Annotated in this window: 15 protein-coding genes; 8 read left to right on the forward strand and 7 right to left on the reverse strand. The window is 46.9% G+C overall.

Features of this window, described 5'->3' with window-relative positions; translation table 11 throughout:
* The first annotated feature begins 7 nt into the window (after positions 1 to 7).
* The gene (locus tag C1N53_RS10290) at positions 8 to 3181 is read left to right on the forward strand and encodes an efflux RND transporter permease subunit (protein WP_137759228.1); all 3174 of its coding nucleotides are present in this window, start codon (positions 8 to 10) and stop codon (positions 3179 to 3181) included.
* A 262-nt stretch (positions 3182 to 3443) separates the two neighbouring features.
* Positions 3444 to 3722: a hypothetical protein gene (locus tag C1N53_RS10295; RefSeq protein ID WP_137759229.1), complete on the forward strand. Its 279-nt coding sequence runs from the start codon at positions 3444 to 3446 to the stop codon at positions 3720 to 3722.
* A gap of 147 nt (positions 3723 to 3869) precedes the next feature.
* Here the strand turns inward: C1N53_RS10295 and C1N53_RS10300 are convergent, their stop codons facing one another.
* On the reverse strand, positions 3870 to 4733 hold the full coding sequence (locus C1N53_RS10300; RefSeq protein ID WP_137759230.1) for an aldo/keto reductase: 864 nt from the start codon (positions 4731 to 4733) through the stop codon (positions 3870 to 3872).
* A gap of 366 nt (positions 4734 to 5099) precedes the next feature.
* Between C1N53_RS10300 and C1N53_RS10305 the strand changes: the two genes are divergently transcribed.
* Positions 5100 to 6122 carry an LLM class flavin-dependent oxidoreductase gene (locus tag C1N53_RS10305; RefSeq protein WP_137759231.1) on the forward strand — a complete coding sequence of 341 codons (1023 nt, stop codon included), beginning with the start codon at positions 5100 to 5102 and terminating at the stop codon, positions 6120 to 6122.
* Between the two features lie 79 nt (positions 6123 to 6201).
* On the opposite strand, the gene C1N53_RS10310 is transcribed toward C1N53_RS10305, so the two are convergent.
* Positions 6202 to 7347 carry a glycoside hydrolase family 26 protein gene (locus tag C1N53_RS10310; RefSeq protein ID WP_137759232.1) on the reverse strand — a complete coding sequence of 382 codons (1146 nt, stop codon included), beginning with the start codon at positions 7345 to 7347 and terminating at the stop codon, positions 6202 to 6204.
* A gap of 176 nt (positions 7348 to 7523) precedes the next feature.
* Here C1N53_RS10310 and C1N53_RS10315 point away from each other — a divergent pair, with 176 nt between their 5' ends.
* Positions 7524 to 7988 (forward strand): VOC family protein, encoded by a 465-nt coding sequence (locus C1N53_RS10315; RefSeq protein WP_137759233.1) that lies wholly within the window; start codon positions 7524 to 7526, stop codon positions 7986 to 7988.
* A gap of 115 nt (positions 7989 to 8103) precedes the next feature.
* Here the strand turns inward: C1N53_RS10315 and C1N53_RS10320 are convergent, their stop codons facing one another.
* Positions 8104 to 8931 carry an MBL fold metallo-hydrolase gene (locus tag C1N53_RS10320; RefSeq protein ID WP_137759234.1) on the reverse strand — a complete coding sequence of 276 codons (828 nt, stop codon included), beginning with the start codon at positions 8929 to 8931 and terminating at the stop codon, positions 8104 to 8106.
* A 55-nt stretch (positions 8932 to 8986) separates the two neighbouring features.
* Complete coding sequence (locus C1N53_RS10325) at positions 8987 to 10129, reverse strand: DEAD/DEAH box helicase (protein WP_137759235.1); 1143 nt, start codon at positions 10127 to 10129, stop codon at positions 8987 to 8989.
* Between the two features lie 305 nt (positions 10130 to 10434).
* Between C1N53_RS10325 and C1N53_RS10330 the strand changes: the two genes are divergently transcribed.
* A complete protein-coding gene (locus C1N53_RS10330) occupies positions 10435 to 10716 on the forward strand; it encodes a hypothetical protein (RefSeq protein WP_137759236.1) in 282 nt (93 codons plus the stop codon).
* 177 nt (positions 10717 to 10893) lie between these two features.
* Positions 10894 to 12888, forward strand: coding sequence for a glycoside hydrolase family 97 protein (locus tag C1N53_RS10335; RefSeq protein WP_137759237.1), 1995 nt, complete (start codon positions 10894 to 10896; stop codon positions 12886 to 12888).
* Positions 12889 to 12947: 59 nt separating this feature from the next.
* On the opposite strand, the gene C1N53_RS10340 is transcribed toward C1N53_RS10335, so the two are convergent.
* Both C1N53_RS10340 and ung read right to left on the reverse strand, forming a co-directional pair.
* Positions 12948 to 14117 (reverse strand): hypothetical protein, encoded by a 1170-nt coding sequence (locus C1N53_RS10340; protein ID WP_137759238.1) that lies wholly within the window; start codon positions 14115 to 14117, stop codon positions 12948 to 12950.
* Between the two features lie 148 nt (positions 14118 to 14265).
* On the reverse strand, positions 14266 to 14928 hold the full coding sequence (gene ung, locus C1N53_RS10345; protein ID WP_137759239.1) for a uracil-DNA glycosylase: 663 nt from the start codon (positions 14926 to 14928) through the stop codon (positions 14266 to 14268).
* Between the two features lie 102 nt (positions 14929 to 15030).
* Between ung and apaG the strand changes: the two genes are divergently transcribed.
* Together apaG and C1N53_RS10355 are read left to right on the forward strand one after the other, a co-directional pair.
* On the forward strand, positions 15031 to 15417 hold the full coding sequence (gene apaG, locus C1N53_RS10350; protein ID WP_137759240.1) for a Co2+/Mg2+ efflux protein ApaG: 387 nt from the start codon (positions 15031 to 15033) through the stop codon (positions 15415 to 15417).
* Between the two features lie 139 nt (positions 15418 to 15556).
* A complete protein-coding gene (locus tag C1N53_RS10355; protein ID WP_137759241.1) occupies positions 15557 to 16342 on the forward strand; it encodes an O-methyltransferase in 786 nt (261 codons plus the stop codon).
* A 75-nt stretch (positions 16343 to 16417) separates the two neighbouring features.
* On the opposite strand, the gene C1N53_RS10360 is transcribed toward C1N53_RS10355, so the two are convergent.
* Entirely contained in the window at positions 16418 to 19846 is a 3429-nt protein-coding gene (locus C1N53_RS10360) for a HEAT repeat domain-containing protein (RefSeq protein WP_137759242.1), read from the reverse strand.
* Positions 19847 to 19881: the final 35 nt, after the last annotated feature.

A 19881-nucleotide genomic window follows, 5' to 3' on the forward strand; every position in this document is an offset into this window, starting at 1 on the left:
TTTAGAAATGAATATAACCAAATTATCCATACAGCGGTCAACCATTGTGGTGGTGGTCTTCACAGTCCTCACACTCCTGGGTGTTGTCAGCTACCAATCGCTTAACTATGAGCTGCTGCCTAAGTTCAGCCCGCCTGTACTTACCATCAGTACCATATATCCGGGTGCTTCGCCAAATGAGGTAGAGAACTCGGTAACGAAAGAAATCGAAGATGCGCTGTCTTCGCTGGAGAACGTGAAAGAAATGAAAAGTACTTCACTGGAAAGCTTTTCCATTATCACGATTCAGCTGAACCAGGGTACCGATGTAGACCTTAGCTTACAGGACGCACAACGTAAGATCAACACCATCCTGGCTAGATTGCCGGACGATGCTGATGCGCCGACGCTAAACAAATTCGACTTCGACGACCTGCCTATCATTAAGATGGGTGCTACCGCAAACCTGACAGCAACAGAATTCTACGACCTGATCGACAAGAAGGTAAAACCTGAACTGTCGCGCGTACCAGGTATGGCTGCCATTAAAATCTTAGGTGGCCAGGAGCGTGAGATCAAGGTAAACATAGATGCAAACAAACTGGAAGCCTATGGCCTTTCTATTCTGCAGGTTCAACAGAAGATCCGCAACTCTAACCTGGACTTCCCTACTGGTAAAATCAAGCAGGAAAGCGGGCAGACACAGATTCGTCTGGCTGGTAAATTTGAGTCGCTGGACCAACTGCGCAGCCTGATCATCCGGGAAGACCAGAACGGGATAGTACGCCTTGCTGACCTGGCAGAAGTACAGGATACGCAGAAAGATACGGAAGTATTAACCCGCGTAAACCAGAACGCTTCGGTAGGTATCACTATACAGAAGCAGTCGGATGCCAACGCCGTGGAAGTAAGCCGCCTGACAAAAGAGGCGCTTGCCAGACTGGAGCAGACCTATACTGCCGAAGGACTGAAATTCAATATTGCCAGCGACTCTTCGGACTTTACGCTGGAGGCAGCCGATTCGGTAATGCACGACTTAGTAATTGCGGTTATACTGGTAGCTGTGGTGATGCTCTTATTCCTGCACTCGCTGCGCAACGCGGTAATTGTAATGATTTCGATTCCGGCCTCGCTCGTGGCTACCTTTATAGCCATGTACCTGCTCGGCTTCTCTCTTAACCTGATGTCGTTGCTGGCACTCTCGCTGGTGGTTGGTATCCTGGTGGACGATGCCATTGTGGTAATTGAGAACATTCACCGCCACATGGAGATGGGTAAGAATCCGGCTCAGGCTGCCTATGACGGTATCCGTGAGATTATGGCAACTGTAACCTCTATTACCCTGGTAATTGTGGTTGTGTTTATTCCGATTGCCCTTTCAAGCGGCCTGGTGTCAGACATTCTGCGTCAGTTTGCGGTGGTGGTAGCCGTGGCAACCATGATCTCCCTGTTCGTAGCCTTTACACTGATTCCGCTGCTTGCCAGCCGTTTCTCTAAACTGGAGCACGTATCGGACAAGAATATGTTTGGCCGGTTTATACTTGCATTCGAGCGCCTGCTGGACCGCATCATCGATGGCTTTACAGATACCCTGAAGTGGGCCTTCAACCATAAGTTCATCACGCTGGGTGTAACAATCCTGCTGCTGGTTGCTTCGTTTATGCTGGTTCCGTTCGGCTTTATCGGTTCAGAGTTTATACCTGCCGGCGACCGTGGCGAAGTAAGTCTTCAGCTGGAATTACCGAAGAATGCCACAGTAGAGCAAACAAACTTTGCTACCAAGCAAGTTGAACAGTATTTGCAGGCTATTCCTGAAGTAAGCAGAATATTTACTACAGTAGGTACTACTTCTTCGGCACAGGAAGGCCAGAATACAGCCTATAAGGCAGACGTATCGGTAACGCTGGTAGATGTGAAGGAACGTAACTTCAGCACCGACCAGTTTAGCCGCCAGGCCAAGGCAGACATTGAAAGCCAGATACCTGATGTGGAAGTAACACCTGTACCTGTAGGTCTGGTTGGTAACTCACAGGCTCCGATCCAGCTTATTATCTCTGGCTCCAACCTGGACTCCGTAATGTCTTTCTCTCAGAAAGTAATGGCAATTACTGAAAGTGTAGACGGTACAGTAGACGTGGAAACGTCGGTGGAAGGTGGTAACCCTGAGATTGAAGTAGTGGTAGATCGTGACAAGATGGCGAGTGTCGGTCTGTCGCTGGAAAACGTAGGTGCAAGCATGCAGCTGGCTTTCAGCGGTAACTCCGATGTGACGTTCCGTTCCGGTACAGAAGATTATGACATCAACATCCGCCTGGATGAGTTTGACCGCCGTAGCGTAACCGACATTGGCAACCTGTCCTTCGTGAACAGCCAGGGAAGGCTGGTACGCCTGGCGCAGTTTGCAGATATTAAACAGGCAACTGGTCCGTCGCAGCTGGAGCGTTACAACCGTGTAACTTCTGTCACCGTCAATTCACAGGTAATTGGTCGTCCTTCCGGTTCGGTAGGTGCTGATATCCAAGCCAAAATAGCCGAGATTAAAATGCCTGCCGGTGTAAGCATCGAGTTTGGCGGTAACCTGAAAAACCAGAGCGAAGGTTTTGGCACATTGGGTATTGCCTTGCTGGCCTCCATCATCTTCGTTTACCTGATCATGGTGGCGCTGTACGATTCTTATATTTATCCGCTGGTAGTATTGTTCTCTATACCTCTGGCGATTATCGGTGCCTTGCTGGCCCTGGCGCTGGCTGCCCAGTCTCTGAGTATCTTCTCTATCCTGGGTATTATCATGATGATCGGTCTGGTTGCCAAGAACGCGATTATGGTGGTTGACTTTACCAACAACCTGAAAGCCGAGGGCGTGGCAGTGAAAGAAGCCTTGATAGAAGCTGTTCGAATCCGTTTCCGCCCTATCCTGATGACAACGCTGGCGATGGTAATAGGTATGTTGCCTATCGCGTTGGCCGGAGGTTCTGTGGCTGCCACTAAAAATGGCCTGGCCTGGGCGCTGATTGGTGGTCTGAGCTCATCTATGTTCCTGACCCTGATCGTGGTGCCAATCATCTACTATGGCTTCGACCGCATTATGGCGAAGTTCGGACTGGATAAGAAAACAGAGATCGTTCTAATTGACAAGACTGCAGAAGAACTTGAAAAAGAAACTGCAGAACTGGAAGAGAAGAAGCTTTCTCACGCTATTTAACCGACTGGCATACATAAAAAAAGCCTTTGCTGATACGTCCGGCAAAGGCTTTTTTTATGCAGTATCTAACGGTGGTACAGGTCTGCCATATTGTTCTAATGCAAAAAAGTGTTGCTGTTAAAATCTTATATGTGCGAAAATAGCTTTAATGGTGCTATTTCAGAGGACTTTTTCATTTTTTTATTCGAAGAAGCTAAACAATAGAATTACTCTATACGTTTTCATTAGGAACAATAAAAAATCATTAACCAAAATTTAAACTATGGAAACCTCAGCAAAAGAATTAAAAAATAAAGCAGACAACGTTAATCCGGATCACAAAGAAGGACCAGTAGCATCGGCAATTGAAAAATATACTTCTAAGCTACCTTCTGATGTATTCTTATGGGCAGCATTAGGCTCAATGGCTGTGTCTGCTACATTAAAGATCATGAAGAAAGATGAAGAAGCTTTGTTTGTCGGCCAATGGCCTGCACCGTTTTTGCTTTTAGGTGTGTACAACAAAATAGTAAAAGAAGCAGGCTACGAAAACGACAAATAGTTTTCTGAAGTTAATTAATATAGCCTGCGATAAATGATCTCAGGCAAAAACAAAGCGGCCCCTCTTCTATTAGAAGAGGGGCCGCTTTGTTTTTGCCTGACTAGCCGGTCAGTTGATTATAAGATTTAGAGAGCAAAATCCTCTGATTCAACTTTCAATCTCTTCCAACTGCTGCATATCTTCTTCTGAAAGCGAGATATTTACAGCATTATAGTTATCCTCCAAGTGTTTTACTTTAGAGGTACCCGGTATCAGTAGAATGTTGGGCGAACGGTGCAGCAGCCAGCTCAGCGCAATCTGGTGTGGGGTAGCACTGTGCTTTTCGGCCATTTCGGTAAGCTTCTCCATACTTTGCTTGTTGTTAGCGTTCAATGGGTTCCAGGGTATAAAAGCCATCCCCTGCTCTTCGCAATACTCCAGCTCCGCCTCCCATTTCCTGAAATCGACGCTGTACTTATTTTGCACCGATACCACCTTTACAAACTCCTGGGCCTTTTTAATCTGCTCCACGGTTACCTCGGAAAGGCCGATATGTTTCACCAGCCCCTCTTCCTGTACCCGCTGCAGAAACTCCAGGGTCTTCTCGTAAGGCACTTCCGGATCTACGCGGTGCAGCTGGTATAAATCAATCTGGTCTACTTTCAGCCGCTTCAGGCTGCCCTCCAGCGCGCCCTGCAAATAATCAGGGTCTGCATTGATAGGCCATACGTTGGGGCCGGTACGGGTTAAGCCTCCTTTGGTAGCTATTACCAAGCCTTCAGGATAAGGCTGTAAGGCTTCGGCAATCAGTTCCTCTGAAACATGAGGACCATAACTGTCAGCCGTGTCAATAAAGTCTATGCCCAGTTCCACTGCCCGCTGTAACACCCGTATTGCCTCGTCTCTATCTTTGGGAGGTCCCCAGATACCTTCTCCGGTGATACGCATAGCTCCAAATCCCATCCGGTTCACGGTAAAGTCACCCCCAATGGTAAAAGTCTTTTCGAAAGACGGAGTTTTTTGATCTGCCATTTAAATTTTCTTTTTATAAATATTGAAAATCATTTGCCACCCATACAGCAGCAACTACAAATAATAGTACGCTTGCCACAAATTATAGATTAAAACTGTACCTGTTTACAGCAGACGCCCTATTACATGTGCTCTAAATGCTTTAGCAATTAGCTTCCGAAGCATTATTTCCTTGTTTCGTGAGAGAGCAGGCGACCGGGCTAACGTCCCCTGTTGGTATCATTGAAGGGCATACCTGCGTTAGTAAAACCTACTGTTGATTATCTTTGCACTTGAAACGGGTGATTGTTTGCTCTTTTTTACAGGAGAGGGGAAATGCAAACCTATTTCAGTGTTATAACAAATAAATAGTTTATTCGCAATATCATGAGTAGCAATAAAAAACAACTGGCCGATACAGCTTTATCTGTACTCGACCTGGTACCTGTTTTGGCAGGTAAAACAATACATGATTCGTTTACGAACAGCCTTAACCTGGCACAGCAGGCAGAACAGTTCGGCTATAAGCGTTACTGGCTTGCCGAGCACCACAATATGGCCGGTATCGCCAGTTCTGCCACATCCGTTCTGATTGGCTTTATAGCCGGCGGAACTTCCACTATCCGGGTAGGTTCGGGAGGCATTATGCTTCCGAACCATGCGCCGCTTGTTGTGGCAGAGCAGTTCGGAACCCTCGAAGCCTTGTATCCCGGAAGAATAGATTTAGGTTTGGGACGCGCTCCGGGATCTGATCAGCTAACAGCCATGGCTTTACGCCGCGATTTAAGAGGCGCCGGCGAAGATTTTCCGGAGAATGTGCAGGAGCTCCGCAATTACCTGGGTCCGCACGATCCTACAGCACGGGTAAGAGCAGTGCCTGGTGAAGGTTCTGACATACCTGTCTGGATACTTGGCTCCAGCACATTCGGCGCACAACTGGCAGGCATACTCGGTTTACCATACGCGTTTGCCAGCCACTTTGCACCTACCAGCCTGCATGCGGCCCTGAAGGTATACCGCGATAGCTTTCAGCCATCGGAGCAGCTACAGGAGCCCTATGCCATGGCTTGTGTTAATGTTGTGGCAGCCGATACCGACGAAGAAGCCCAGCACCTCGCAACCACTCTATACCTGTCTTTTCTGAATGTGATCAGGGGCACACCGAATAAAATGTCGCCGCCTGTCGAGAGCCTCGACGAGCACTGGGATGCCAACGAACGTTATGCCGTGCAGCAGATGCTCCGCTATTCTTTTATAGGCGGACCGGCTACTATCGAGCAGGGCCTGCAAAGCTTCCTGGATGAGACACAGGTAGATGAGCTTATGGTTACTTCTCATATCTACGATCATGCTGCCAGGGTACATTCTTATAAACTGCTTTCTGAGATTACCAAGGCAGTAGCAAAATAAGTATGTAATTTTAAAGTAAAAGGGCCCCACCTGCTATAGCAGGTGGGGCCCTTTTACTTTGTATACGTTTGTTCTGCTTCTAAAAGATGCCTAAAAATTTCTTCCGCTTATAAATGTTATCTAAGTCTTTTTCGAATAGCGTATAAGGGTCGCTGTAAAATTTGATAAAGTCAGGCACACTTTCATGACCAGGATAAGGAGCATAGTAGTGGGTTGGGCTACGCATATCGTTTCGCCACACCAGCACATAAGCCAATCGCAGGTCATCCCGTTTCATCACCTTCAGCAGTGTTTCCGTCCACCAGGTTGGGTTAGGAATCGACTCCAGTCCGGTTTCGGTAAAGGCAGCCAGTTTGCCTGCTTTTATCGCATAGTCTGATACAATTTTCAGTTTTCTAAAGGCAGTTTCCAGGTCATACCTGTCGCGCCCCATATCTGCGTAATTGTCCATTCCCACCATATCTACCCATTCATCCCCAGGGTAACGCTCCAGAAAATCTGCCTCTGACTCAAATTTATTATCAGGCGAAAACGCATAGATAAAGTTATGCACCCCCAGGCTGTCGCGCAGGTAAGAAACAGTAAAGCGCCAGAGCGTAATAAAGTCTTCGCGGGATGTATGGGGAGCACCCCACCAGAACCAGCCACCGTCAAACTCATGATATGGCCTGAAAATTACGGGCACTAAGTTTCCATCTGCTCCTTTGATACTATGCGCCCATTCCCCGATACCATTCAATATTTCCTTATACTGCTCATGGGCTTCACCACCGGGTATAAGCATAGGCACTGCTGCAACCGATACAGAATCGGCCCAGTAAAAACCACCCTGGGAAACAGGGTTTGAAAAGTGCCAGGCTACCGTAGTCAGGCCTCCCCTGTTATAGGTGTCCACAACATTGTTGCGCAGGTCTTCTTTCGCTTTTTGAATTGCCTCCGGTGCCCGGCCTGAAAAACCGCTAAAGTCAACACCAATAACTGCAGGATGCGAACCTGTTACAGACTTTACATCGGAACGGCCTGGCTCATTTCTCCAGCCGTGCCCGTACTCCGTAGCGTGCTGATGCCCGAACAGGGTATGATTTTGAGAAAGCTTCCGGAGATTCTTAAACAAGGCTTTGGTTTCTGCCGTTGCCTTCGCATCGATTGGCTTAGCTTTCTGAGCATGTAGACAGCCAGCAGTAAGTATAAGGAATATTAGCGTGAGTAAAAGGTTTCTCTTCATGAAGGGATTTAACTTTATTCTAAGCAAGAGGTTGCAAGGTATATCCTGCGTCGGGATAAACAAAATGATAAGGCCCCCGGGAGAAAGCGCCATTTCTGACTTTGAATCTTACAACTAGCCACTATAGCATATTGTGGATTTATCTATATCTTTAGTGAGAACAAACAACTACTTATATGAAGACAAAGTACCTGCTTACAGCCTTTATCCTGCTATTTTTTTCCTTCTCGTTTGCGCAGGCACAATCAGCGGCCAGACCAGCTATACGCCTGAACCACATTGCTATATATGTACAGAACCTGGAAAAGAGTACTTCTTTTTATAAAAATGTACTTCAATTGGAAGAAATACCGGAGCCCTTCCACGATGGTTTGCATACCTGGTTTAGCATGGGTGCAGCCGGACAGCTTCATTTGATAAAAGGGGCAAATGGTACTGTTGAACGGAACAAGAATGACCATTTATGCTTCAGTGTGGCTTCTATTGACGATTTTATAGCTAACCTTCAGAACCATAAGGTAAAATTTACAGATTGGCCCGGCACAGCTCAGAAACCCACTGTGCGTGTAGACGGTGTAAAACAGATCTATTTCCAGGACCCCGACGGCCACTGGATAGAAATAAACAACGACTTTAGGTAGTTTGAAAGTAAAAAGGTTAAAATGTTTGAAAGTGGTTTGACCTACAAAGCCGACTATACACTTGGCATTGTAAAAAATTAGTCTACTAAAGCTAACACTTTATCATTCTAAATTTCTATCCCCAAAGGCTGAGTTGGGTTGGCTTTTGCTGTAGTTTGGGTGGTAAGGCGGTTCCGGTACAGGTAATATGATATACGGGGGTTTCTTCGAAACGGGAGGCAACTACCACTTCTGTACCTTCTGCATACTTATTGAACAGCTCATAAACCAGATCAGTCGAATTGTTGTCTTTAGATAAGTGTGATAGCAGTACATGGCTCATGAAAGCAGGCTTGTAGCCTGTAAAGAGGTTCAGCGCCTGGCGGTTTGATAAATGTCCGTGCCCGCCTCTGATCCGCTTCTTCAGGTGATACGGGTAACGGCCCTGTTCCAGCATTTTCTCATCGTAATTCGCTTCCAGAAATACAGCGTGGCAGGTCTGGAAATGCTGAATTACATGATCACAGGGAGCACCAATATCAGTAAATACGCCAATAGTCACATCGCCACACGAAACGATAAAGCTGTGCGGATCGGCAGCATCATGAAATTTAGGAAAGGCTGTAACAGTGAAACTGCCAACCTGAACAGGAGCATAGGCACAGAAAGAGAGTAATTCTACTTTATCAAACGACAGCCTGGCATAGTTTAGGGTATCCGCTGTTATATAAACAGGAATTTTATATTTCCTGGCCAGCACAGGTACTCCTTTAATATGATCTGAATGCTCATGCGATACAAAAATAGCCTTTACTTTATGCATCGAAAGGCCCAGCCGGCGCATACGCTTCTCGGTTTCAAGACAGGAAATACCTACATCCACCAGCACGGCCTCCTGCTGGTTTCCGATATAATAACAATTCCCATTGCTTCCCGAATTTAAAGATGTGATGGCTACTGACATACTTCCACAAAGAAACAGCTTTTTCAGCTGTTAATCAACCCACTGCAGCCCCTCTTTAGTAACCCTGTAAATTAATATCGTCGGTAGGCAGCATGGGAACACGCTTGCCCATTTTCTTTTGTATGATACGGAAGTGGTGTTCATCTTCCGGCGTTACCAAAGAGATTGCTTTCCCGGATGCTTCTGCTCTGCCTGTTCTGCCAATCCGGTGCACATAGTCTTTCGGCGAACGCGGCAGCTCGTAATTAATCACGAAGGGCAGAAATTTAATATCTATACCGCGTGAGGCCAGGTCAGTTGCGACCAATACCCTTATTTTACCTGCTTTGAACTGCTTGAGAGCTTCGGTTCTGCCTCCCTGGCTTTTCTCGCCATGAAAGGCCGCCGCTGCTACACCGTTTTTCATAAGCTTCCCGACCACATTGTCTGCCGCCCTGATAGAGGAAGTGAATACCAGCACCTGCTCCATATTCTCCTGCTGAATCAGGTAACGCAGTAAAGGCCCTTTGCGCTCAGCCGGAGTCTGGTAAGCTACCTGATCGATCAAATCGGGAACAACAGCCTCTTCCTCAATTTCGATTCTGAATGGATCCTGCAGTAAGTCGCTCAGGTAAGCCTCTACTTCTTCGCCTTTGGTAGCGGAAAATAGAATATTCTGTCTTTTTGCCGGCAGCAGCGCCAGCACCTTGTTCACCTCTTCCTGAAAGCCCAGGTTCAGCATTTTATCGGCCTCATCCAGCACCAGCACCTCTACCTCGGAAAGGTGTACCGCGTTGGAAGAAATGAGATCAAGTAACCTTCCGGGAGTAGCTACCAGTACCTCCACACCACTCAGCTGCATCATCTGCGGATTAATGGAAACCCCTCCGAATACCGCCAGCGACTTTACCCGGCGCAACAGGTGCCTGCTGAAAGCCTGAAACACCTCCCCTACCTGCACCGCCAGTTCCCGGGTTGGCACCAGCACCAATGCTTTAATGTACCTGTTACGGGAAATCTTCTTGTTTTTAAGCAACTCGAGCACCGGTAATACATAGCCTGCTGTTTTCCCGGAGCCTGTCTTGGCTATTCCAGTTACATCCTTTCCTTTTAAAATGGCAGGAATGGCCTCTGACTGAATCGGGTAAGGCTGTGTATAACCGAGGTCTTCTATGGCTTTTAGAAGAGGAGCAGACAAACCAAGAGAAGCAAATGACATAGCGTTGGGGTTAAGTTGATAAGCTTTGGCCTCAAAGTTACTAAATTTCTTCTGCCTTATGGCACATCTGAAACGACACTTAGTCGCAAAGCCCTCCCAGAGCTGGCTTGTTCGATTGAGTTAGCTGCGTCTTAAAATATTTCGGTGCAGGATATAGCAAACCTTTAGAGGCACAGGCAGCCAGTTTTACAGGAAATTTATTCAGATTTACTAACATAATTCATCGTTTTGTTTAATAAACAGAAACATAAGTATGCCTTTACGTATTTATAGCAGATTCCCGAATACTACTTAGATTAAACAAAATGGTTAAAAAGAGTGCCAAGCAGGCTGTGAAGGATGTGCTGAAGATTGAGTTGGAGGAACAGCATTCTCAGGAACTTTACTATAGCATCTGTGCCTTCCTGATGGAAAAACACGAGTTATGCTACATTGATATTATCGAGTTTAAATATGCACTCCTGCTCGACGATTATGACCAGGACCTGGTAGATTACCTGGTGATGGAGTATGTGCTGGACAAAATGAAAAAGCAGCATGGCCTTATACTTGCAACGCTTACTTATCTGGTAACAAGTAAGTCCTGAAAACCGCAAACCTTTAGGTTTTAACTTGTGCCCTACTTAATCATCTAATTTAACGGCATCATATTCAGCTTATATATTATTAGATATCTTATACATTATAGAAATATACTTCTTCTTTTTCCTATGCTTTATTATTTGTAAGTTAAGGCTTCCAAATAAGCACTAATTCAACTATATATGAAGCACAGGTTATTTCTGTTAGTCTTTCTGATAGGCTATAGCGGCGGTGTATTTGCCCAAGACTATACCGTACAATCTCCCGATGGCAAGATAAAGGCAACAGTAGATGTAAAAGATAAAATTACATACGCTGTTACGCATGAAGCAGATCAGGTAATTGCTCCCTCTCCAATTTCCTTGAAACTTACTACCGGAGAAACGCTCGGGGCAAAACCCAGGGTACGCAACACAAAGCGTAATACTGTAAACCAAACCATCCAGGCCCCGATTTATAAAAAAGCCCAGGTTACCGATCATTACAACGAGCTGGTATTAAACTTTAACGGTGATTACAGTGTGATATTCAGGGCGTACAACGATGGGGTTGCCTACCGCTTTGCCACCTCCAGAAAAAAAGACTTTACAGTAGAGGGCGAAGAAGCAACTTTTAACTTTAATGCCGATTATAAAGCCATTGTGCCTTATGTAAAGCAGTATGAGAAAAACTCAATTGAGCAACAGTTCTGGAATTCGTATGAAAACACCTATACCCACGCACCACTTTCCGGGCTGGATCCGGAAAGGCTGGCTTTTTTACCTTTGGTAGTGGAAGTAGCCAATGGCAAGAAAGTCTGTATCACTGAATCTGACCTGGAAAGTTATCCTGGCATGTACCTGATCAACAGGAACGGCCAAAACAGTTTAACAGGTGTATTTGCACCTTACCCGAAAACCATAGAGCAAGGCGGCCATAACCAGTTGCAGTTACTCGTGAAAGAGCGTGAAAACTACATCGCCAAAGCCAAAGGTACCCGCAACTTCCCCTGGCGTGCAATTATAATAGCGGCGCAGGACAAAGAACTTGCTAACAATGATATGGTGTACAAACTGGCTTCTGCCTCCCGTGTAAAAGATGCGTCCTGGATAAACCCGGGCAAAGTAGCCTGGGACTGGTGGAACGACTGGAACATAGCGGGTGTAGACTTTAAATCGGGGGTAAACAACCCGACTTATAAATATTACATTGATTTTGCATCTGCCAACAACATCGAGTACGTGATCCTGGATGAAGGCTGGGCTGTAAATCTGCAGGCTGATCTGATGCAGGTGGTACCGGAAATAAACCTGGAAGAATTACTTAGCTATGCTAAGCAAAAGAATGTCGGTATTATTCTTTGGGCCGGCTACCACGCTTTTGACCGCGACATGGAAAAGGTGGCCAAGCATTATGCAGCCATGGGCGTAAAAGGATTTAAAGTTGACTTTATGGATCGGGACGACCAGATGGCCGTGGATTTTTACTACAGAGCCGCCGAGACAGGAGCCCGCCATAAATTACTGATCGATTTTCATGGTGCCTACAAACCAACCGGTTTGCAGAGAACTTATCCGAACGTGATCAATTTTGAAGGTGTACACGGTTTGGAGCAAATGAAGTGGTCGGCCCCCGAGGTAGACCAGGTAACATACGATGTAACCATACCCTTTATACGCATGCTGGCTGGCCCAATGGATTATACACAAGGTGCCATGCGCAATGCCTCCAAAGGAAACTATCGCCCGATCAACTCCGAGCCGATGAGCCAGGGCACACGTTGCCGGCAACTGGCAGAATATGTAATTTTTGAATCTCCGCTCAACATGCTGGCCGATAATCCATCCGTTTATATGAAAGAACCCGAAAGCACAAAATTCATTGCTTCGGTACCGGAAGTCTGGGACAATACAATAGCCCTGGAAGGAAAAATTGCTGAGCACGTGGCACTGGCCCGCCGCAAAGGAGATGTATGGTATGTTGGTGCACTTACCAACTGGGATGCCAGAGAAATGGAGCTGGACCTGTCTTTTTTAGGGGATGGCAACTACAGAGCAGAGGTTTTCAGAGACGGTGTGAATGCGAACCGTACCGGCTCCGACTATAAACATGAAACCATAGAAATTCCGCAGAACAGGAAGCTGAAAATTGCTATGGCGCCAGGAGGAGGCTACGTAGCCAGGATTTTTAAACAATAAAAAGAAAAGAGCCGGCATACATTGTGTTCCGGCTCTTTTGCTTTAGTGCACTGCCACGCTTACTTACTCGCTTTCTTATCAAAGGCACGTAGTTCCTCATCAATTTTCTGGTTCCAGCGTTCCTGGGCCAGCCGATCAAGCCCATGCCGTGTCTCCATATCATATTGTTCCTGCATACGGTTCATCTCCCTGAAAGACTCAATATACTGGTACTGCATAATGCTGTTATAGTCGGCCACTGTCAGGTTTTCGGGCTGCACCTTTTGCTTGTACCGCTCGGACACCAGCTTTACAATATCAAAATGGCGCTGCTCATGGTTCAGCCCGTAAGGGTCTTTCCCGGCTCTCACCCACGAGTAGTCCTTCACCATAAACACGCGCATCGTCAGATAAATATTAATAATCCCCTTTTCAACTTCAAAACGGCTCTCGTATCCAAAGCTCGGGAAAACTGACGCTGCAAACGAACTGGGTTTGGAAGGGCTGCCTCTGAAGTCGTTCCAAGTTAACGGACGGCTGGCATTATAAAAAACTGTATCGGCGTTTTGCGCTACATGATCTGAGATGAACACCCTAACCTCCCTGGCCAGCTTCTCATTCACATCGGCTTCCTTGTCCATCCAGGTATTCAGGTATTTGAGCGCGTTAACCAGTGATTGGCGCAGTGCAGGTTCTACCGCTGTTTGTTTTCTGGGGGATCTGCCATACTTAGCCCCGCCTTTGTACTGCAGCAACTGAACGGTCTCTCCATCACGCTTTAAATCAAATTCCATCACAACAGATACCTTTCCTTCTACTGTACCAGTTGCACCTGCGCTCTCTGTAACCTTTAACTCCTTTAGCCTGATAATGACAGGCCGCAGCTTTGTATTCTGAGGCAGACTTTTGTTAAGATACTGCTTAAGCCCGGCTATAGTCCCGCCTTTCAGATCAATGGCTTGCGTAGCACCGGGTTTATCCGTGCCTACAGTCTCAGGGAAAAGATAGGCAACAGCTTTCCGGTCTTTGCGCTCATCTACAACATCTGCTATGTAAAACTCTTTCGGTGTGAAAGGCATTGGCTCTGCCACCAGCGCAATTGGCTCCAGCTGATTTAACGGCTGTCCGGCTGCCCAGCAGAGCAACATGGCCACTATGGCACAAAGCCACAACCCTACTTGTTTCGGCAGAAAAGCCAGCAGCTGGGTAATCTTATACCTAAAGCTATTTTGTTTACATGTTTGATTCATTACCAGGTCAGGTTGAAAGGCCGCTTATCTGCTACGACAATACACTATGTAACATGTACTACTTTATCAGCATGCAGCAAGGGCTTTTTCCTGCAACATTGTCGCGTTTCTTTCAGTTCGTAACCCGGAATGAAATCAAAAATTTATACTACCAAACAATCGGCTCCTTTCCCTGCGACTCCAGATAGGCGTTCGCCTTACTGAAATGGCGGCTACCAAAGAAACCTCTATCGGCTGCAAAAGGGGATGGATGGGCAGCCTGTAATACCAGGTGCTTACCGGCATCAATAAAGGCTCCTTTCTTTTGAGCATAGGCACCCCACAACATAAACACTACTCCTTCCTTTCGGTCGTTTACCTGCTTTATAACGGCATCGGTAAAATCTTCCCATCCTTTTTTCTGATGAGAACCCGCTGCTCCGGCCCTTACTGTAAGTGTGGCATTTAGTAACAGCACCCCCTGTTTTGCCCAGCGCTCCAGGTTACCCGTTGGCGGTAGGTCTTTTCCCAGGTCAGACTTAATTTCTTTGAAAATATTAATAAGAGAAGGCGGTGTACGCACTTTATCGCTCACAGAAAAAGCAAGCCCGTTTGCCTGGTTTGGCCCGTGGTAAGGGTCCTGCCCCAGTATAACTACTTTTACCTCATCGAAGGGACACATGGCAAAAGCATTAAAAATCTGGTTGCCGGGCGGGTAAACTTTTTGGCTGGCGTATTCGTCTTTAACAAAGGCTACAAGGTTTTTGAAATACGGTTTTTCAAATTCATCTTGTAATACATTTTGCCAGCTTTCTTCTATCTTTACAGTCATTGAAGGAGAAGTTTTAACTTTGGAATAAAACAGGTTGTTTCGGTGTTAGCAAACTATACCTGACCCAGAAACAATTGCTAATTATACAAAAAACTCTGTAACATGGATACAAAAACTACAGAAGGAGTAAAAGTTACGGTTACGGCCAACTACCTTCCAGATTATTCCAGTCCGGTACAGCAGCACTATGTATTTGCTTATAAGATTCATATAGAGAATACCAGCGAATTTACGGTGAAGCTTCTTCGCCGCCACTGGTTTATACACGATGCGACCGGCACAGTGCGTGAAGTGGAGGGAGAAGGTGTAGTAGGCCAGCAGCCTGTGCTGGAATCGGGAGAGTCGCACGAGTATGTTTCGGGCTGCAACCTGAAAACAGGAATTGGTAAAATGCGCGGCACCTACCTGATGGAGCGCCTGGTTGACGGCAGGCAGTTTAAGGTAACTATTCCTGAATTTGTGCTGATAGTGCCTTACAAGCTGAACTAAGGGTGAGCATACTATATTATTAGCTAATTTTAATATTATACTATTTTTTCCAAGCACAAATGCTATTTTTGCCAGGCAACAGAATTTATTCTGCTTATTACAACCTGAAGCAAACTTTATTAACCCTAAGAAATTATAAGTGCTCCCGTTCCGCTTTGCCGCCGATTACCTGCAGTACAGACTGCGTTCTATTAAACTTCATGGCGTCCATTCTCCTTTTATATTTAATCTTTACAACAATGTCATCAGGCATAAAGGAAACTACTATGCTTATCTTAGAGTAGAGGCACTTCGGGATAAGCTGCTCCATGATCACCGGACGCTGCAGGTAACAGATTTCGGCGCGGGCCCCAAAAGCGGTAAAAAGCTGGCACGCAAAGTAAAGCGGATCGCTGCCTCATCGGCTAAACCAGCCAAATACAGTCAGCTGCTCTTCAGGCTGGCAAATCACTTCAAACCCCGCACTGTTTTCGACCTGGGAACTTCTTTGGGTATAACCAGTTCCTACCTGGCCGAAGCCGCTAAAAACAGCTGCTTTTACACATTTGAAGGCTGCCCTGCCGTAGCGCGTGTGGCACGCGAAAACTTTAAGAATCTGGGCCTAAAACATGTGCAGCTTGTTGAAGGCAACCTGGACGATACACTGGAGCAACAGTTGCAGCAGGTAGAGCAACTGGATTTTGTATTCTTCGACGGAAACCATCGTTACGAACCCACGATGCGTTATTTCAATGCCTGCCTCACAAAAGCGCACGAATGCAGCGTGTTTGTTGTAGATGACCTATACTGGTCTGCCGAAATGAAAAAAGCTTGGAATGACATTAAGAAACATCCACAGGTACTACAAACAGTAGATTTATTTTTTATCGGCCTCGTTTTCTTTCGAACATCACAACCTAAAGAGCACTTCACCTTGCTGTATTGAGTTTACGATCTGCATAGTAACCTGTGCCGGTCGCCTGGCCTTTTAGGTAGACCAGGCGAAGCACAAGATTAATCTTTATGGATGTTCTTCCTTAAGCGTTGCCAGGAAACTGACAACATCGCGTATTTCCCGCTTAGTAAGCAGGTACTGCATGTTTGGCATACTGGAGGCCGCATTTACCCTTTTGGCAATATCATTTTTCCGGATCAAGGTGTCTGGCTGGCCACCAATTTTAAGAGACAAGCTATTTTCTTTTTCCCCCTGCAGCACACCACTTACTGATCGTCCGTTCTTCAGTTCCAGTGTTACTACACCATACCCTGGAGCAAGGCGGGCACTCGGATTAATGAGCGCTTCCAGCAATTGAGTTCGTTCCAACCTTTGCGAGACGCCATTTAGCCTGGGACCTGCATTTCCTCCCATATCATCGTACGAATGGCAGCGGATACATTGCGCTGTCTGGTGGCTGAAGAAAATCTTCCTGCCGCGCAGGGCATCTCCTCCGAACAAGCTACCTTCAAAAGAAGCAGTCAGGTTATCCGGTGAAAGCCTGGCAGTTATTTCTTTATACCTGGCAATCAAAGCCTGCGATTTCGTGCTGTCTATCGCATCAGCAAGTTCCAGGTGTATTTCGGAGGGCAGCTTACCACTCTCAAGCTGTGTAAGCAATGTGTTAAAGACAGGTTGCGTTTGCTCTGCAGGCAGGGTTCCGAGAGAGAGCAAAGCCGCCTGTTTTTCTTCAGGCGTTCTTTTCTGAATAACATCAGAAAGCAGCGAAACCTTCAGTTCCTTGGAAATATCGAGCTTGTCCAACATATCCAACCCGGCTACCCGCACCGTTTTCTCCTGATCTGACAAGGCCTGTTCAATTGCTTTGCCCATTTGCGGATCATCCAGAGCAGCCAGCGATTTTAAAGCCTCTACCCGCACCTCCGGCTGTTTATCACTTTTCAACCGGGTAAATAATTGAGGAGATGCTTTTTCAGCTTTTAGCCTGCCAATTGCCTTTACAGCACTAAGTCGCAAAGCAGCATCATTATGAGCCGTCAACTGAATAAGTCCATCTGTGGCGTTATTTCGTACCAGCTCCGGATCGCGGGTAATTACACCTCTGTACCGCCCGTCTACCCGATCCAGAACGGAAGGTTTGCCCCAGGTACTGAGTGCTGCCACTGCTTCAGATCGCATGGCCGCCGGAGCTCCTTCTTTTAGAGAATACGTAATGAGATTTTGCATAGCCTGCGGAGTGCCTACCCGAAGGTTAGCATTGATGGCACGCCTGAGTAGAGCTTCGTTGGTAAATCGTGTATCCTGCAACACATTTCCCAACGCAGGCAAGGCTTCTTTAATAGAGAGGTCGTCGTTGATGGCACGGGCAGCTTCCGTTACAATATACTCATCCTGATCTTTTAAAAATCGAGCTACTGCCGGGTGCTGCATCCGGCGAAGTGCCACAACAGCTGCAATACGTAAAGCCCAGGATGAATTTTCAGCCAGCGCAATAACAGGCTCGGCTTTTCCGATGCGTGCCAAAGCCAGGCTCCCGGCGTGGCGTATGTAGGCATCTTCATCGTTATTTGCCTGCAGTAGTTCAATAAGAGGGTTTACTGCTGGTTCGTATGCTATGCGTCCTAAAGCTTCGGCTGCAAAGAAACGTGCCCGGCTGTTAGTATCTTTCAGAAGAGGCACCAGGGCCGCTCCAGCCTTTTTATAGCGCACATCACCCAGCCATTTAGCGGCCTGTGCTCTTATTTCAGGGTCAGCGTCTTTCAGCAACGGTAGTAACACCTCGCCATATTTCTGATCCTGGCGGGCCAGTTGGCTGATGCCCCAGATCGCATGCACGCGCGCCAGCTGTTGCTCTCTCTGCCGGATGCTTTGTTTAAACACTTCGGCACCCTTGTCTCCTCGTTTAGCCAGTTCGAACTGTGCTTTTTGCCGTACCCGCATATCCGGGTTTTTCAGAAGTTCTCCTAACTCGCTTTCTTTGCGCTTACTGAAATCTTCTGCCAAAAGTTTCTTGGTGAGCTGTCGCTCCGGCCAGGCTGATCCTTCCTTATCATCCAGTTTCCAGATGCGGCCAGTGTCTTTTGTGCCCCATCCATCTATCCAGTCAGCCACATACATGGCCCCATCAGGCCCGAAATCAATGCCCGTAGCCAGTACGCCACTCATAATCTTTTTACTTTCCCCAAGCTCGAACGTAGCGCCTTTAGGCTTGAGTTTGAATGCATGGATACCCGACTGTGCCGGATTTCCCACAAACTCTACTATAAAGAACGTATTTTTATACTTAGGGCTTAGCGCCGTGCCCGGGTTGTATAGCATACCGGTAGGGCCACTTACAAAGTTAGCAATGGCTGGTGTTATATAGGCAGCCTGTCCTTCGAAACGCGGCTTATACATTTTCTCATCCATCCATACTTTATAGGTGTTGTTGTCCGGATCCATATACTTGCCGAACTGCCAGTTAATGCGCCAGCCAGTATCGGAGCCGTTTACCACATACACCAGGCGCTCGTTCTCGCCGGGATGGTCGCCATCATTGTCTTCACTGATCAGGTTTCCGTATTCGTCAAACACAAATTCGTGGGTGTTACGCAGGCCATGTGCAAAAACCTCAAAATCGCTGCCATCGGGATTGCACCTGACAATGACACCACTGTTCGGATGCTCATACTTCTGGCCGTCTTTCCCTTCTCCATTAAACCCAATATCGCCTATACCCCAGTATATCTTTCCGTCAGGCCCCATTTCCAGTCCCGACATGCCATGCCCTCCAAAGCCAACATGAATGCCGTAGCCGTGCGAAAGCGATGTTTTTTCATCTGCTATGCCGTCACCATTTTTGTCTTTCATGCGCCACAGGTCCGGAGCAACGCCAACAAAAAGGTCATCGCCATGCGATAATATGGCACCGGCCACATCTGTAACCTCATCGTTAAAATCATCCACCATCAGCTGCGACTGATCGGCTACACCATCTCCTGAAGTATCCTCCAGCCTGTATACATGCTCCTTTTCAACGGTCATGTCTTTCCAGTCGTGGGAGCCATCCTGGTTCAGATCGGCCAGCCAGGTATTCTTACTGCTGTTTTCCGGTGACAAGACTTTGCGCAGGAAGTTGCGTTTATCTTCGATCGTCTGCAGCTGTATAGACTGTATTTCCCAGTCCTGGTGGCTCCGGATGTCAAACTCCGAATGCTTTTGCCTGTTGGTTCGGGTATAATACAAGCGTCCCTGATCGTCTATATCAATAGAAATAGGGTCGGCCACCAGTGAATCGATGCCCCACAGGCGCAGCGTGAGGCCATCGGCCAGTTCAGGGGTTACCAGAGATTCAATAGAGGCAGCGATTTGGGCAGCCTTTTCGGGCACGACACTATGTATTCTCCTGTCTACTGGTTCTTCACCCTTACATCCGGCAAAGAGCAGTGTAGGTAACAGGGCGGCTTTTAAAAAGTGTTTGCGGGGAAACAGGGTATCAAGAACAGTTTTTCTCATGTATATTGGATCTGTTTATGTATGCATGTAGCAGC

It is taken from the genome of Pontibacter sp. SGAir0037 (genome assembly GCF_005491705.1).
Lineage (GTDB): Bacteria > Bacteroidota > Bacteroidia > Cytophagales > Hymenobacteraceae > Pontibacter.

What these genes read in the sequence shown, in the direction of transcription:
- C1N53_RS10290 (WP_137759228.1), top strand. Translation starts at nt 8, where the DNA reads ATGAATATAACCAAATTATCCATACAGCGGTCAACCATTGTGGTGGTG.
- C1N53_RS10295 (WP_137759229.1), top strand. Translation starts at nt 3,444, where the DNA reads ATGGAAACCTCAGCAAAAGAATTAAAAAATAAAGCAGACAACGTTAAT.
- C1N53_RS10300 (WP_137759230.1), bottom strand. Translation starts at nt 4,733, where the DNA reads ATGGCAGATCAAAAAACTCCGTCTTTCGAAAAGACTTTTACCATTGGG.
- C1N53_RS10305 (WP_137759231.1), top strand. Translation starts at nt 5,100, where the DNA reads ATGAGTAGCAATAAAAAACAACTGGCCGATACAGCTTTATCTGTACTC.
- C1N53_RS10310 (WP_137759232.1), bottom strand. Translation starts at nt 7,347, where the DNA reads ATGAAGAGAAACCTTTTACTCACGCTAATATTCCTTATACTTACTGCT.
- C1N53_RS10315 (WP_137759233.1), top strand. Translation starts at nt 7,524, where the DNA reads ATGAAGACAAAGTACCTGCTTACAGCCTTTATCCTGCTATTTTTTTCC.
- C1N53_RS10320 (WP_137759234.1), bottom strand. Translation starts at nt 8,931, where the DNA reads ATGTCAGTAGCCATCACATCTTTAAATTCGGGAAGCAATGGGAATTGT.
- C1N53_RS10325 (WP_137759235.1), bottom strand. Translation starts at nt 10,129, where the DNA reads ATGTCATTTGCTTCTCTTGGTTTGTCTGCTCCTCTTCTAAAAGCCATA.
- C1N53_RS10330 (WP_137759236.1), top strand. Translation starts at nt 10,435, where the DNA reads ATGGTTAAAAAGAGTGCCAAGCAGGCTGTGAAGGATGTGCTGAAGATT.
- C1N53_RS10335 (WP_137759237.1), top strand. Translation starts at nt 10,894, where the DNA reads ATGAAGCACAGGTTATTTCTGTTAGTCTTTCTGATAGGCTATAGCGGC.
- C1N53_RS10340 (WP_137759238.1), bottom strand. Translation starts at nt 14,117, where the DNA reads ATGAATCAAACATGTAAACAAAATAGCTTTAGGTATAAGATTACCCAG.
- ung (WP_137759239.1), bottom strand. Translation starts at nt 14,928, where the DNA reads ATGACTGTAAAGATAGAAGAAAGCTGGCAAAATGTATTACAAGATGAA.
- apaG (WP_137759240.1), top strand. Translation starts at nt 15,031, where the DNA reads ATGGATACAAAAACTACAGAAGGAGTAAAAGTTACGGTTACGGCCAAC.
- C1N53_RS10360 (WP_137759242.1), bottom strand. Translation starts at nt 19,846, where the DNA reads ATGAGAAAAACTGTTCTTGATACCCTGTTTCCCCGCAAACACTTTTTA.